The organism is Micrococcus lylae, from assembly GCF_900163825.1.
In the GTDB taxonomy this organism is placed as follows: domain Bacteria; phylum Actinomycetota; class Actinomycetes; order Actinomycetales; family Micrococcaceae; genus Micrococcus; species Micrococcus lylae.
This window is the reverse complement of record NZ_FUKP01000065.1, coordinates 14,285-28,098: the sequence shown is the minus strand read 5'-3', so window position 1 is coordinate 28,098 and position 13,814 is coordinate 14,285. Positions and strand designations below refer to the sequence as shown.

The window sequence follows — 13,814 nt, the reverse complement described above, 5'->3', positions numbered from 1 at the left end:
CGGGCGCCCCCGGTCGGAGCGCGCCCGCCATTCCACCACCCCGGGAGGTGCCGTGACCACAGCCCAGTCGCCTTCACCCGACCCTGAAGTGGAGGGACGCCGCCGCCACTATGGGCACTTCTACGGGCTCACGCCCCTGCCCGAGCAGCCGCTGCTGCTGGTGTGGGGCAACTGCCAGGGGGAGTCCTTCCGGCTGCTGCTCGGGGAGGAGCCGGGCACCGCGCTGGCCAACGGCGAGCTGGCCTCCGTCCGCGTCCCGCCGGCGTTCGAGCTGACCGCGGACGAGGTCCCGCTGCTGCACCGTCTGGTGGCCCGGGCCCGGGTGCTGGTCTCCCAGCCGATCCCGGACGACTACCGCGGCATGCCGGTGGGGACGGGCCAGCTGGCCGCGCTGTTGCCGGAGGGCGCCGAGCTGGTGCGCGTGCCGGTGCTCTACTGCACCTCGCGCTTCCCGTGGCAGACCACGCTGCGGCACTGGAAGGCCGCCCCCGGCGCCGCCGAGCGTCCCGGCGAGGACCCGCCACTGGTGCCGTATCACGACCTGCGGACCCTGGTGGAGGCACACGGCCGCCTCACCGGTGCGGAGGTCGCCGTGCGTGCCGTGGCCGCCTGCGGCGCCGGCACCCGCCTTCCCGTGGATCCCGCCTCACTGCAGGAGGCGGCCGAGGAGTCCGTGGGCCTGCTCGCGCACCGCGAGAAGGTCAGGGGACTGCTGCCGGTCTCGGACCTGGTGGCCGCCGAGCGGGGCGTGGGCTTCCACGCCGTGAACCACCCGGACAACCCGCTGCTGCTGGCGGCGGCGCAGCGGGTGGCCGAGGAGATCGGGCGGCGGACCGGACTGTGCCCGGAGGCGGCCCTTCCGGCGGACGGTCGCACCCTGCTGGGCGGGATCCGCACACCGGTGGAGGAACAGGTGGTCGAGGCTCTCGGGCTGGACTGCGAACCGCGGCCGGAGTGGACCATCGGCGGGGAGACAGTTCCGGACGCGGTGGTGCGGCAGACGCATCTGGACTGGTACCTGTCCAACCCCGCCTGCGTGGCCGCCGGCATGGAACGCTTCGCCGCCCGCATCCGGTTGCTGAGGATGCTGCCGTGACCGGCCGAGCACGCCGGGTGCACTTGGTAGCGGTCGGGCCGGCCGAGCACGGGGTGACCCGTCACGCCCTGCAGACCGCGGCACGCGCCCAGCAGACGTTGGCCGGCACCTGGGACGTGGAGCTGGTGCGCTGCCCGGATGCGGACGCGTTCCGTGCGGCGGGGCAGCGGCTGGGGGCGGCCGCGGCGGCGGGCGGGGCCGTCCATGTGGACGTCACCGACGCGCTGTTCGGGGACGGTCCGGCCGAGGCGGCCGCCGTGCTGCGGCAGGTGCTGCCCGCGTCTGCGACGATCGCACTGCACGATGTGCCCCAGCCTGCCGAGGGCGCCGCGCGCTATGCGGCCCGGGCGGCGGCCTACGCCGAGCTGGCACGGTCCTTCGCCGCCGTGGTGGTGGCCAGCGAGCACGAGGCAGGGTTCCTGCGTGCCGCCTGCGCGGACGCCGAGGGCCTCGGCGGGGAAGCGTGTGGGGGAACCCGCGACCCGGCGACCGGGGACGACGGGACGCACGACCGGGGCACGGGGGAGCCGGCACCGATCGCCGTGGTCCCGCTGCCCGTGCCGGACGCGCGGGGCGACGTCGGTGGGGAGGACGGGGAACCCGAGATCGAGGGGCTGGGCCGGGACGTGGTGGTGCTGGGCCACCTGTACCCCGGCAAGGGTCATGCCGAGGCGATCGCCGCTCTGGCCGCCGTGCGCGGTGAGGCCGTGGCGCGGGGCGTGTCCCTGGAGGGGTTCCCGGACCGCGTGACCGCGCTCGGGCCGGTGGCGGCCGGGCACGACGACCTCGTCGCCGAGCTGGAGCGAGCCGCCGCGGACGAGGGACTCGCCTTCCGGGTGACCGGCTTCGTCCCGGACGAGCAGCTGCCCGCCGCGCTCGCGGCGGCCGCGGTGCCGTTCGCGGCGCACCGGAACGTGTCCGCCTCCGGCTCCCTGGCGACGTGGATGGGCCACGGCCGCCAGTGCATCGTCCCGGCGGGCGCCTACGTGGAGGAGATGGACGCCCTGCGCCCCGGCACCCTGCACGTGGCCCGGCCCGGGGAGGGCGACGAGGGCCCGGCAGGCGGTGCCGGTCCCGAGGCCGGGGACCGTGCGGCTCAGCCGACGGGCGACCGTGCGGCTCAGCCGGCGGGCGAGGATGCTGTGCTCGCCGCCCTGACCCGGGCGCTCGCCGCCGCGGTGGCCGACCCGTCGCTGACCAGGCTGGCGCCCGACGTCTCCCTGGCGCCCACGCCCGAGGACACCGTGCGGGCGCTCGCGGAGGTCTGGTCCCTGGCGCTCGAGTGCCGCCGGCCCGTGCCGGCCCCGGTGGAGGGAGGCGGACGGGATGACTGAGGTGTCCGTCGTCGTGCCCTACTACGAGGACCAGGAGGGCCTGAACCGGCTGCTGGCCGCGCTGGCGCGGCAGACGATGCCGGCGCAGCGGTTCGAGGTGGTCGTCGCGGACGACGGCTCCTCGCGGCCGCCGCGGATCCCGGACGGGCTGCCGTTCGGTGTGCAGGTGGTGCGGCAGGCCGACCTCGGGTTCCGGGCGTCGGCGGCCCGGGCCCTGGGCGCTCGGGCCGCTGCGGGGCGGGTGCTGGCCTTCCTCGACGGGGACATGATTCCCGAACCCGGCTACCTCGAGGCCGCCTGTGCGCTGCCGCTGGCGGACCCGGAGGCGGTGGTGGTCGGGCGGCGGCGGCACGTGGATCCGCGGGCGGCGGAGGCCGGCTGGGCCCCCGGGGCGGGTCTGCCGGCCGGAGCCGAGCTGGAGGAGCCGGCCTGGCTGATCGACGGCTACGCGCAGACGAAGGACCTGCGGCGGGCCGATGCGACCTCGTACCGGTTCGTCATCTCCGCCGTGCTGACGGTGGCCCGTCAGATCTACGAGGAGGCCGGGGGCTTCGACCCGTCCTTCGTGGGTTACGGCGGTGAGGACTGGGAGCTTGCGTCGCGGCTGTGGCGCTGCGGGGCGCGGCTGCGCCACGTGCGTGAGGCGGTCGCCTGGCAGCCGGGGGAGGACTTCGGCGGCCGGGAGGATCCGGTGCAGGCCCGGCGCGTGAAGAACGCCGAGGCCCTGACGCTGGCCGGGAAGATCGCCGCGCCGACCGCCCGCGGGTGGGCGCTGGGTCTGAACGGGCCGCGACGTGTGGGGGTCCGGATGGCCGCTGGCGATGCCGGGGCGGACGGTGCCGGGGCGGGTGGAGCCGGTGGCAGGCCGGCGGGAGCGGCGACGACGGCGGACGAGGCCGCCGTGGTGCTCAGTGTGGACGCCGCTGTGCAGTTGTTCCCGGCGGCACGGGTCGCGGTGGACGCGAGCGGTCTCGGCGCCGCGGCCCGCGGCTGCCTGGAGGATCCGCGGGTGGCGCGCGTGGCGTCGCCGGAGGGCGGGGCGCCTGCCGAGCCGGCACTGGAGGAGGCCCCGGACTGGGACGTGCTCGTGCACGAGCCCCTGTGCCCGGCGGAGCCCGGGCGGCGCCCGGACCCGGCCGCGGCGAGCGAGCTGCTCCTGCGCCTCGAACGGGCCGGCGTGGAGACCCTGGTGCTCACCGCCGGCGGCGAGCCGGACGGAGCCGGCCCCGTCCGCGAGGTGGGGCGGCTGACGGGGGTGCGGGGCCGCCGTCGGGAAGCGCGGGGCCTGACGGCAAGGACGCTGACGCTTCCAGTGCAGCGGCTCGGCTGGGCGCCCGTGGGCGAGGCGCCGGACCTCGAAGGCTGGTGGGGAGGATGGGCCTGAGGATGTGGAGGCGGCTCCCTAGAATCGGGGGAAGGGAAGACGCCTAACCGGCAAGGGCGCCGGATCGCAAGGAGGCAGCAGACGTGAGCAGCTTCAGCGGCCTGGACTTCGTGGCCGTGGACATGGAGACCGCCAACGCGCAGCGGGCGTCCGTGTGCGCGGTGGGCATCGCGCTGGTCCGCGCCGGCGAGGTGGTGGCCACCGAGAAGATCCTGGTGCAGCCCCCGACCGGCCTGGACTCGTTCTCTGCCCTGAACCGCGGCATCCACGGCATCTGCGCCGAGGACGTGAAGGACGCCCCGGCCTGGGACGAGGTGGCCGGCCAGCTCGAGGTGCTCGGCTCCCAGTTGCCGCTGGTAGCGCACAACGCCGCCTTCGATCGCGGTGCCTACGAGGCCGCGTGCGCCGAGGCCGGCCGCACCGCCCAGCCCATGGAGTGGCTGGACCTGCTGGAGCTGTCCCGCCGCCTGCGCCCGGACTTCCGCCAGCACACGCTGCCGGTGCTCGCCGAGGCCTACGGCGTGACGCTGGAGAACCACCACGATGCCGAGCAGGACGCCCGTGCGTGCGCCGAGGTCCTCGTGGCGATCGCGAAGGAGCAGGGCGTGCAGCGGCTCGGCGAGCTGTGGCCGCAGGGCGGACAGGTGGGGACGCCGGCGACTGCGCGCCGGCGGCCGTCTGTACCGACTCCGACCTCTGAGCCGGCAGAGGACGACCCGAGCCGTCAGGAGTGGTTCAGCCGCGCCTCCAAGACGAAGGCCGCGGACATGCCGAAGGCCGTCGCAGGAGCCGACCCGAGCCACCCGCTGCACGGCGAGCATGTGGTCATCTCTGGTCCTGTCCAGGGGCGTGACCGCTACAAGCTGTGGGAACGCATCGCCGAGGTGGGCGGGCACCCGCAGAAGAACGTCACGAAGAAGACCACCGTGCTGGTCGCCGGGAACAGGGACGACCTCGCAGGGCTCGTCTCTGGCGATGCCGCCGTGGCCGTGAACATGACCACCAAGGAGCGCAAAGCCACCGAGTATGCGGCCGCGGGGCAGCCCATCCGGGCGATGACCGCCGCTGCCTTCATGGAGGTGCTCGGCGGCCAGGAGCCGGAGGACGGAGTCTCGCTGCTCGGTCGACGGACACCGGGCGTGGAACCGACTGAGGTTCAGCCGGAGGAGGCGCCCTCGGCCGCCGCGCTCGCGTCGGAGGCCGGTGACGCTCCGGTGCCTGCGGATGACCGCCGAGAGGATGATGGGGGCCGTGCCGGGCGGACCTACGGGAGCTCGGCCTACACCCCGTCCGCGCTGCGCCGGTCCCGCTTCGACGACGACGGCCCGCGTCCGTGGGAGCGGACCGAGCCGAAGCGGTCCAGAACTCCGGCGTCGTACGGCGGCGGGCCGGCACCTCACCAGTGGGGCGATGCCCCGGCTTCGCAGCAGCAGGGCCGCCCGAACGAGGGCGTGCGGGTGGCGAAGAAGATCGCCGGCGTGGTCATGATGCTCGTCGCCCTGTTCTGCGTCCTGATGACCGCTGCCGGCATCGGCCAGGTGGTCGAGGACCTGGGCGCCGGAGACAGCGGGGACGTGGCCATCGGCGTCGGCATGACCGCCGTGTTCGCCCTCATCAGCATCTGGCTCGCCACCAAGGCGCTGCGCTGGATGCGAGGCTGAACCGGCCGCCGCTGCACCGGCGTCTCGCCATGCGGGCCGCTGGTGTTCAGCGACTGGTCAGGCCGACTAGAGTGACCTATGTCACTCACTTGTCATTCGCACCTGACCGAGAGGGGCAGCACATGTGCGCCCGTCATCCACGCCTCACCGTTACCGCCCTGGGAGCGGCCGCGGCCCTTCTGGTGGCCGGTTGTACCGGCCCCGGAGGGTCGGACGAAGGCCTCGAGACCGCCGCGGTCTCCGCGCCCACGGCCTCGGAGAGCGCCGAACCGTCGCCTGTACCGGAGAAGAGCAGGATCGAGCAGATCCGTGCAGCGGGGACGTTGCGCGTCTGCACCACCGGCGACTACCCGCCGTTCACGGAGGAGACCGAGGACGGGGAGCTCAAGGGCATCGACGTGGACATGGCCAGGGACCTGGCCGAGACCATCGGGGTGGAGGCCGAGTTCGTCACCACCAGCTGGGGCGAGCTCATGGACGACTTCCTCTCCGACTGCGATGTGGCCGTCGGTGGGATCTCCATGAACCCGGAGCGTGCCGAGAAGGTCTACTTCTCCGAGAAGACCCTCGAGGACGGGAAGACGCCGATCGCCCGCTGTGAGGACGTGGACAAGTACCGGAGCATCGAGGACATCAATCAGCCGGGCGTCCGCTCGATCTTCCCAGAGGGCGGCACGAATGAGGAGTTCGCGCGGGAGCACTACCCGGACGGCGAGCTCATCCCCCATGACAACCTGACGATCTTCGACGCCCTGGCCGCCGGCGAGGCCGACGTGATGACCACCGACCGCGCGGAGGTCCTCTACACGGACCACGAGTACGACGAGCTGTGTGCCGTGAACCCGGACGAGCCCTTCGACTACTCGGTGCAGGGATACATGCTTCCCCAGGGCGATGACGTCTTCAAGCACTACGTGGACCAGTGGCTCATGGTCGCGCTCGAGGACGGCACCTACGACGGCTTCGCCGAGCCCTGGGTGGGCGACGCGGATCTGAACCCGGAGGGCTGAGCCTCCGGGCCGTCGGTGGTCCCCGGAGGAAGGCGGTCTGTCAGGCGGCCAGCGAGTAGCTGATCAGCTGCTCGGCGGCCTCGGTGCGCAGCTCGTCCAGCATCTGGCGGGCACGGGCCTTCGGAACGCCGAACTCGGCGTTGCGGCGGGCCATCACGGCCAGGCGGTCGGCGAGCTCGTTGTGGACGTCGCCGGCGTGGCCCCGGACCCAGCCGAGGTCCACGTCCAGGCCGGTCATCAGCCGGCGGATGGCGTCCACGGTCCCGTTGCCGTTCAGGGTGAGTCCACGGGCATGGTCGATCTCGCCGTGGACCAGCTTCACCGCGTTCTGGCTGTCCGAGCGGATCACGAACCGGGTGTCGGCCTGGTGCTCGTGCGGGATGCGCTGGAGGGCCTCCCACAGGCCCAGGTGGATGGCCTTCAGCTCGGCCTCCAGGACGGTGGTGCGCGGGCACACGCGGTGCTTCAGGCGCGGGGTGGACCCCAGGCCGAAGTCGATGATCCATCCGGCGCCGGAGAGCTCCCCGCGCTTGGCGCGGGAGGCATCCGTGGCTACGTGGACCTGCGCGTACAGCTGGGCCGCCAGCTCCTTCAGGGCAGCACCGGCGGCCTGGCGTCCGGCGACCGGCGCGTACGCCTCGACGACTCGGTGGCCGAGAGCGGCCAGGCGCTCGTCCAGGTCACGAAGCATCGGGGGAAGCTCCACCATCAGGTGCACCTCGGCCTCCGGGGCGTCCAGGGCCCGGAGCGCCTCGTGCAGCACCTCCACGAAGATTCCGCCCGTGCGGCCGGCCTCGGCCAGGCGCACGCGCCCCGACTCCGGCATCTGCGCGACCGCGCCCTCCGACTCCACGACGGCCCACAGGATCTGGCCGCGCTCGACGCGGGCCATGACGGTGATGCCGGAACGCGCGGCGACGGCGGCGAGCGCAGGCATCAAGCGGCAGGTCGGGGGAGCGGGCTTCGGTGCAGTCATCGGGACTCCTTCACTAGGGGGCTGTTCTCTGGTCGTCTCGTCTCGAGCTGACGGTGAGGACACTACGAAGGGGGCCGGACACGATAAGGCGGGAGAACCGTCGTCGAGCCTCTGACCTGGGAAGACGGCGGCGGACGCTTATCCTGTCCGGCCCTGTCCATAGCCTCGGCGCACGATGTTCGACGAGAGACAGGAGACCCGGATGGGCGGACAGGACACGATGGACGGCAGGACGCAGGCGGGGGACGTGACGGTCATGCCGCCGCGCGAGGGCGTGGAACTGATGGAGCTGCCGGAGCCGGCCTCGCAGCTGTGGTGGCAGCACATGAGGGAGTTCTTCGGGCAGGGCTGGTACCGGCTGGAGTCCGTGGGGCAGATCGCGGACCTGGTGAACGCGCTCGGCGAGGAGATCGACGGGCTCACGCTCGAGGATGACGACCCGGTCACCCGGTACGCGCAGATGTGCTACCTGGGCGAGGGGCGCTTCCAGCTGGAGATCGCGAAGGTGGAGCCCGAGGGCGGCGCGTTCAACTGGCGCATCGGCGTCGGCGCCCACGCGGAGCATGCGGGCAATCAGCCGAACACGTCCGCCGAGGACGAGCAGCTGCTCAACCGTGCGCAGCTGATCGAGGTGCTGACCTCCTGGGCGCAGGGCCACGGGCTGCCGCTCGGCTACGGCGCTGCGCTGCACTGCTACGGCGGCGCGACGCTCTGAGAGGGGCGTTCAGTGGCGGCGCCAGGTGAAGTCCTGGTGCCGCTTCTCCGCGTAGGCGGCTCGGCCCTCGGCCGGGCCGCCGGAGCAAGGGGCGTCCGCCCCAGCCTGTGACCAGTCGTCGGCGCAGTCAGGCGAGCCCGCGGTGACGTCGGATGGCCAGTGTCAGGACGACCCGGCGGACGCCCGGCAGCGCTTCCTCCCAGCGGACGGACGCACTTCGCCTCCGACGCCCAGGTCTGCCAGGCCGCAGCGCAGGAGGCGTTCCTCGACGCGCTGGAGTGGTTCCTGCGCACCGTCCGGGAGGACGACAGAAGTACCTGACAGCCCCTGCTCGGGGCAGGTCCTGGCGAGACGCTGGCCCCTCATCCCGTCCACCCCACCGGTTACGCTCGCACCATGAAGATCGGTATCCGCAAGCCGTCCCCGAGGAAGTCCATCTCCGCCCGCACCACGGGCCGCGCCAAGCGAGCGATCAAGCGCAAGGTCATCCCCGGCTACGGCCGCAAGGGGATGGGCTGGTTGCGCGATCCGAAGCGCGCGGCCTACAACGCCGTCTACCGGCGTACCACGGTCGGCCTCGGCGACGTTCTCAAGATGTTCAAGTGACCTCCATGCCGTCCCCACTCTGTAGTGGGGTCACTGGCGGGGCTGCGTCGAGTGAGGCCCTGGCCGCGTGGTCGGTCGAGGAGATCGGTCAGCCTTCCAGCTCGTAGCGGCGGTGGCGCAGCTCCCGCTGGGCGCCTGTCAACGGCGAACCAGTGAATGGCAAGACAGACAGGTCCACCTTCGCCGTTGCTGTCATCGCCACCGTCATGGCAGACCGGGCGGCACGCGGGGGTAGGCCGATGCTCGCGGCGAGACCGTCCCAGTGGCGCAGACGCAGGTTGTTCGTGCGCCCGTCCACGGACAGGGCCATGGTCATGTCTTCGTAGAGGGCTGTGCAGGGCACGTCGTACATCGGGGCGATGCCCCATCGGCCGCTCGGGGACTGCAACACCGAGGCGTTCTTCGCGTGGAGGTCGCCGTTGCCCGTCAGCCATGCGTAGAGGAACTGCAGGTACAGGTTGCGCACGGCTGCGAGCCGGTGGGGAGTGAGGTCGGCCAGGGCAGAGATGACCTCTTCCGTGGTGACGTTGCACTTCTGCGCCGGGTAGATGCCGAGGGCTTGTCCGGCGTCCTCGAGCGCGAGCCGGTTCGTCTCACCGGAGCGGGCCGTAGTGCGGTCGAATCGGCGGACGAGGAGTCCTGGGAGCCCGTGCCTGTCGTAGACCATCGTGTGCTCGGACACAGGGATGCCGAGCGCCGCGGCATGCTGCAGATGGAGCGCCTCGTTGACCACGAGGTGGGGGTGGTTCGGTGGATCCAGCTTCAGCAGGGCGCTGTGCTCCTGAAGGTGTACGGGCACGTTGACCATGGAGGCCGAGGCCTTCGCCTGGATGCCGGGGAGGGCGTTGCGGTCCGGCACTTCCGCAAGGGCGGCGAAGTCCAGCGTCTGTGGATCGTCCGTGGCGAGGGGAGCCTCTGTGCGCAGTCGGTCGCCGGCAGGGATGACCTGCACATCGCCGGGCGCGTCTGTGCCGACGGCCAGGAGCAGGGTCAGCTCGTCGTCAGCCGAGGTCTTGGCTGCCGTGCGCAGGACGGTGAGGCGGTGCCCTTCGGGCAGGAGCCCTGAGAAGAACGGTGGGAGACCGCCTCCGGCAGCGGTGACGGGGTCCTGAGAGATGGGCAGCGTGGAGGCCACGGGATCGCCGTCGTATCCCGCCAGGTAGCGGAAGGTGATGGTTCCCTGCTCATCGCGGGTGAGCGTCCCCGCCGGGACGCCGGCCTTGTAGACGTCCGCAGCGGTGATGCGTTTCAGGTCTTCGAGCGCAGGTGTCGTCACCCGGTCACCTCGAGCTCGAGGCCGAGCACTTCCATGACGGCGAGCACTGATTTCAGGGTGCTCTTGCCGGTGCCGCGCTCGATCTGACGGACGGTTGCGTCCGAGACTCCCGCCAGGTCTGCGAGCTGCTGCTGGGTCAGCCGGAGCTCCTTGCGCATGGCGCGGACGCGGTCGCTGATCTTCGTCAGTGCCGCGGCGGAGGAGACTGCGCGCGTGGTGGCCATGGCTCCATGGTGGCAGAGAAGCTATCGAGTTCCGAAGAATTCTTCGCAACTGGCGGCGATCGACTGCCATAGCGGCGTGCAGGCGGAGCAATCCGAAGAAAAGTTCGGACACGGGACTCTTGGGGCCGATTGTCGAGTCACAAGACCTTCAAGCCGAAGAATTCCTCGGATTGCTTGGCCCGCCTCCCGCTACCTTCTCCGGCGCCGAAGAACATCGCGGGTGAGAGAAGCGCGCCGCAGTCTGAGGCAGCGCGCGCGCAAACCGGCTCAGTGTGAGAATGTGGCCAGCAGACCACACCGCCGTGCTCCGAAAGGCTCGTCACCATGCCCTCTCCCCAGAACCTCTCGAACTTCGTGTGGGGGATCGCGGATCAGCTGCGTGGCGTGTTCAAGCCGAACCAGTACGGCACCCTCGTCCTGCCCATGACGATCCTGCGCCGCATGGAGGCGGTCATGGCCCCGCACCGTGAGTTCTTCGCGGAGCTGGCGGCTAAGGGCCATCCGGACTTCGTCCTCGACAACCTCGTCGAGTCCCGCACCGGTCTCACCTTCTACAACCTCAGCCCCTTCACCCTGGACCGCATCCTGCAGGAGCCAGACCTGCTCCGCACGAACCTGCTGGCCTACGTGGACGGGTTCTCCCAGAACGTGGCGGACCTGTTCACCTATTACGAGTTCGACAAGACGGTCGCCAAGCTGGACGAGCACGACCGCCTCTTCCTGGTCCTGCAGCAGTTCGCCTCCATCGACCTCTCCCCGGACGCCGTGTCCAACGCGGACATGGGCACCCTCTTCGAGGACCTGATCCGCCGCTTCGCCGCCGCCTCCAATGAGACCGCCGGTGAGCACTTCACCCCGCGCGACGCGGTGAAGCTCCTGGTAGACCTGCTCACCGCCCCGGATGATGCCGTCCTCACCGGCTACCCGGTCCGCACCGTCTATGACCCCACGGCCGGCACCGGCGGCATGCTGTCCCTGCTGGACGAGCGCCTGCGCCGCATGAACCCGAACGCGGAGGTCCGCCTGTTCGGGCAGGAGCTCAATGACCAGTCCTATGCGATCTGCAAGTCCGAGCTGCTCGGCAAGGGCCAGGACGCGGACGGCATCGCCCGCGGAGACACCCTGAGGAACGACGCGCACCTGACTGAGCGCTTCGACTACGTCCTGTCCAACCCGCCCTACGGCGGCGACTGGAAGGCCTCCCGCACCGCGGTGGAGAAGGAGATCGCCGCCGGTGGCGCCACGAACCGCTTCCCGGGCGGCACCCCCGCCATCAGCGACGGCCAGATGCTCTTTCTCCAGCTCGTCGCCTCGAAGCTCCGCCCGGTCTCGGAGGGTGGGGGACGGGCCGGCATCGTCCTCAACGGCTCCCCGCTGTTCACGGGCGGGGCGGGCTCGGGGCCGTCCGAGATCCGCCGCTGGCTGTTGGAGTCGGACCTGGTGGACGCGATCGTCGCCCTGCCCACGGACATGTTCTACAACACCGGCATCGCCACCTACGTGTGGGTGCTGGACAACAACAAGCCGGCAGACCGCCGCGGCATGGTCCAGCTGATCGACGCCCGCACCTTCTTCACCAAGCTGCGCCGCAACGTGGGCTCGAAGAACAAGGAGCTGTCCAAGGCGGACCGCCAGCGCGTGCTGGACATCTACCGGGACTTCGACGCCCAGTCCGAGGACAACGCCGAGTTCTCCAAGGTCCTCACCGCCCAGGACTTCGGCTACCGGGAGATCACCGTGGAGCGACCCCTGCAGCTGCGCTTCGAGGTGGAGGACACCACCATCGCGGCGGCGCTCGCCACCAAGCCGGTCTCCAAGCTTCCCGACGACGGCCGCTCGGCTCTCGAGACCGCCCTCGCCTCCCTGCGCGGCCGGGTCTGGGATCACCAGCCCACCTTCGTGTTGGACCTGAAGAAGGCGCTGCAGGATCACGACGTGACCGCCGGCGCCCCGCTGGTGAAGGCCCTGACCGGGGCCATCGGCGTGCACGACCCCGAGGCCGAGATCGTGACGAACAAGAAGGGTGAGCCGGAGCCGGACACCGCGCTGCGCGACACCGAACTGGTGCCCTTCGGTCGGGGCATCCACGAGTACTTCGCGGCCGAGGTGGCCCCGCACGTGCCCGGCGCCTGGATCGACGAGTCCAAGACGAAGGTCGGCTACGAGATCCCGTTCACCCGGCTGTTCTATAAGTACGTGCCGCCGCGCCCACTCGAGGAGATCGACGCGGAACTCAAGCAGCTCACCGCTGAGATCATCGAACTCCTGCAGGAGGTAGAGCGGTGACAGCGTTGCATGGAGCCCTTGCACCCAACGGTGGCGTCAAACTGGCGCACGTTGCAACGGTGCTCAATGGCGGGACGCCGCGAGCCGACGACATGAACTGGAACGGCGACCTGCCGTTCGTCACACCTCCGGACCTCCGCGGACTCGAGGGTGAGTCGATCCTTGAGACGAGTCGGTCATTGACTGAGCTCGGTGCTTCCAGCGGATCGACTGTCGCAGACTTCGGTCTCGCAGTGTCGTGTCGGGCACCGATCGGCTACGTGGGTCGTCTGAGTCGGCGTTCTGCGTTCAACCAGGGGTGCAAAGCCGTTGTGCCGTCCCCAGAGGTCGACGAGAAGTACCTGGCATACGTCCTCGTTGCTGCGAGACCCATCTTAGAAGCTCTCGGACGTGGAACGACCTTCATGGAGATCAGTGCGAGCGATCTGGGATCACTGCTGGTCCCTGCTACTGGCCAGGAGGAGCAGCGACGCATCGCGGACTACCTCGACCGCGAGACCGCTACGATCGACGCCCTGATCGAGAAACAGCGCGCTTTGATCAGCGGGCTTCGTGAGCGGCGTTCCGCTGCGGTCGAACATGCCGTCAGCGGATTCACCACCTCCGCAGACGAGACGTTCGTCGAGGGGCCTTCGTGGATGGGGTCCATCCCCTCGACATGGCGGACCTTTCCCCTGTGGGCCATGTACCGGCGCGAGAAGCGGACGGGCTTCCTCGAGGAACCGATGGTGTCTGTCTTCCGTGACTTTGGTGTGGTGTTCAAGGCCGATCGAGCGAACCTGAATGAGACAGCCGAGGACCGGTCGATCTATCAGCTGGTTGAGCCGGGGTGGTTCGTCGTCAACCGGATGAAGGCGTGGCAGGGTTCGGTGGGAGTGAGCTCTATCCGAGGGATCTCTTCCGGGCACTATCTCTGCTTTCGTCCTTTGCACGGTGAGAACCATAAGTTCCTGAACTGGCTGTTCCGGTCTCCGCAGTACCGCCACGGTTTCGCCATGCTGTCGCGTGGCGTACGCCCGGGCCAGGCCGAGATTGACAACGACCAGTTGAGGAAGATGCCGGTAGTGCTCCCGCCACTCGACGAACAGCGCGAGATCGCCGACCACCTCGACCGCGAGACCGCGAAGATCGATGCACTCATCGCCAAGGCGGAGCGGTTCATCGAGCTCGCGCAGGAGCGCCGGGCCGCGCTGATCACTGCCGCCGTCACCGGCCAGATCGAGATCCCCAGGGAGGACTGACCGCA

12 protein-coding genes are annotated in these 13,814 nt (G+C 70.7%); 9 read left to right on the top strand and 3 right to left on the bottom strand.

Going from position 1 to position 13,814, the window contains the following annotated elements; translation table 11 throughout:
• The first annotated feature begins 52 nt into the window (after positions 1-52).
• From FM125_RS09680 to FM125_RS09660, 5 genes are all read left to right on the top strand, one after another.
• Positions 53-1,096, top strand: coding sequence for a WcbI family polysaccharide biosynthesis putative acetyltransferase (locus FM125_RS09680; RefSeq protein WP_087134459.1), 1,044 nt, complete (start codon positions 53-55; stop codon positions 1,094-1,096).
• Positions 1,093-2,430 (top strand): hypothetical protein, encoded by a 1,338-nt coding sequence (locus FM125_RS09675; protein WP_143745334.1) that lies wholly within the window; start codon positions 1,093-1,095, stop codon positions 2,428-2,430. The genes FM125_RS09680 and FM125_RS09675 overlap by 4 nt, the downstream gene beginning before the upstream one ends.
• Positions 2,423-3,814: a glycosyltransferase gene (locus FM125_RS12420; RefSeq protein ID WP_087134458.1), complete on the top strand. Its 1,392-nt coding sequence runs from the start codon at positions 2,423-2,425 to the stop codon at positions 3,812-3,814. Before FM125_RS09675 ends, FM125_RS12420 begins: the two co-directional genes overlap by 8 nt.
• Positions 3,815-3,897: 83 nt before the next feature.
• Positions 3,898-5,475 carry a 3'-5' exonuclease gene (locus FM125_RS09665; RefSeq protein WP_087134457.1) on the top strand — a complete coding sequence of 526 codons (1,578 nt, stop codon included), beginning with the start codon at positions 3,898-3,900 and terminating at the stop codon, positions 5,473-5,475.
• A gap of 122 nt (positions 5,476-5,597) precedes the next feature.
• A complete protein-coding gene (locus FM125_RS09660) occupies positions 5,598-6,485 on the top strand; it encodes a transporter substrate-binding domain-containing protein (RefSeq protein WP_087134456.1) in 888 nt (295 codons plus the stop codon).
• A 40-nt stretch (positions 6,486-6,525) separates the two neighbouring features.
• Here FM125_RS09660 and FM125_RS09655 read toward each other — a convergent pair whose 3' ends face one another.
• On the bottom strand, positions 6,526-7,461 hold the full coding sequence (locus FM125_RS09655; protein ID WP_087134455.1) for a ribonuclease HI: 936 nt from the start codon (positions 7,459-7,461) through the stop codon (positions 6,526-6,528).
• A 175-nt stretch (positions 7,462-7,636) separates the two neighbouring features.
• Between FM125_RS09655 and FM125_RS12025 the strand changes: the two genes are divergently transcribed.
• On the top strand, positions 7,637-8,176 hold the full coding sequence (locus tag FM125_RS12025; RefSeq protein WP_180525479.1) for a hypothetical protein: 540 nt from the start codon (positions 7,637-7,639) through the stop codon (positions 8,174-8,176).
• Positions 8,177-8,572: 396 nt separating this feature from the next.
• Positions 8,573-8,782, top strand: a complete 210-nt coding sequence (locus FM125_RS09645) for a hypothetical protein (protein ID WP_087134453.1) — start codon at positions 8,573-8,575, stop codon at positions 8,780-8,782.
• Positions 8,783-8,870: 88 nt separating this feature from the next.
• On the opposite strand, the gene FM125_RS09640 is transcribed toward FM125_RS09645, so the two are convergent.
• Positions 8,871-10,058, bottom strand: a complete 1,188-nt coding sequence (locus tag FM125_RS09640; protein ID WP_087134452.1) for a type II toxin-antitoxin system HipA family toxin — start codon at positions 10,056-10,058, stop codon at positions 8,871-8,873.
• Positions 10,055-10,282: a helix-turn-helix domain-containing protein gene (locus FM125_RS09635; protein WP_087134451.1), complete on the bottom strand. Its 228-nt coding sequence runs from the start codon at positions 10,280-10,282 to the stop codon at positions 10,055-10,057. The genes FM125_RS09640 and FM125_RS09635 overlap by 4 nt, the downstream gene beginning before the upstream one ends.
• Positions 10,283-10,606: 324 nt before the next feature.
• Between FM125_RS09635 and FM125_RS09630 the strand changes: the two genes are divergently transcribed.
• Complete coding sequence (locus tag FM125_RS09630; protein ID WP_087134450.1) at positions 10,607-12,568, top strand: type I restriction-modification system subunit M; 1,962 nt, start codon at positions 10,607-10,609, stop codon at positions 12,566-12,568.
• Complete coding sequence (locus FM125_RS09625) at positions 12,565-13,809, top strand: restriction endonuclease subunit S (protein ID WP_087134449.1); 1,245 nt, start codon at positions 12,565-12,567, stop codon at positions 13,807-13,809. The genes FM125_RS09630 and FM125_RS09625 overlap by 4 nt, the downstream gene beginning before the upstream one ends.
• The last annotated feature ends 5 nt before the right edge of the window (positions 13,810-13,814 follow it).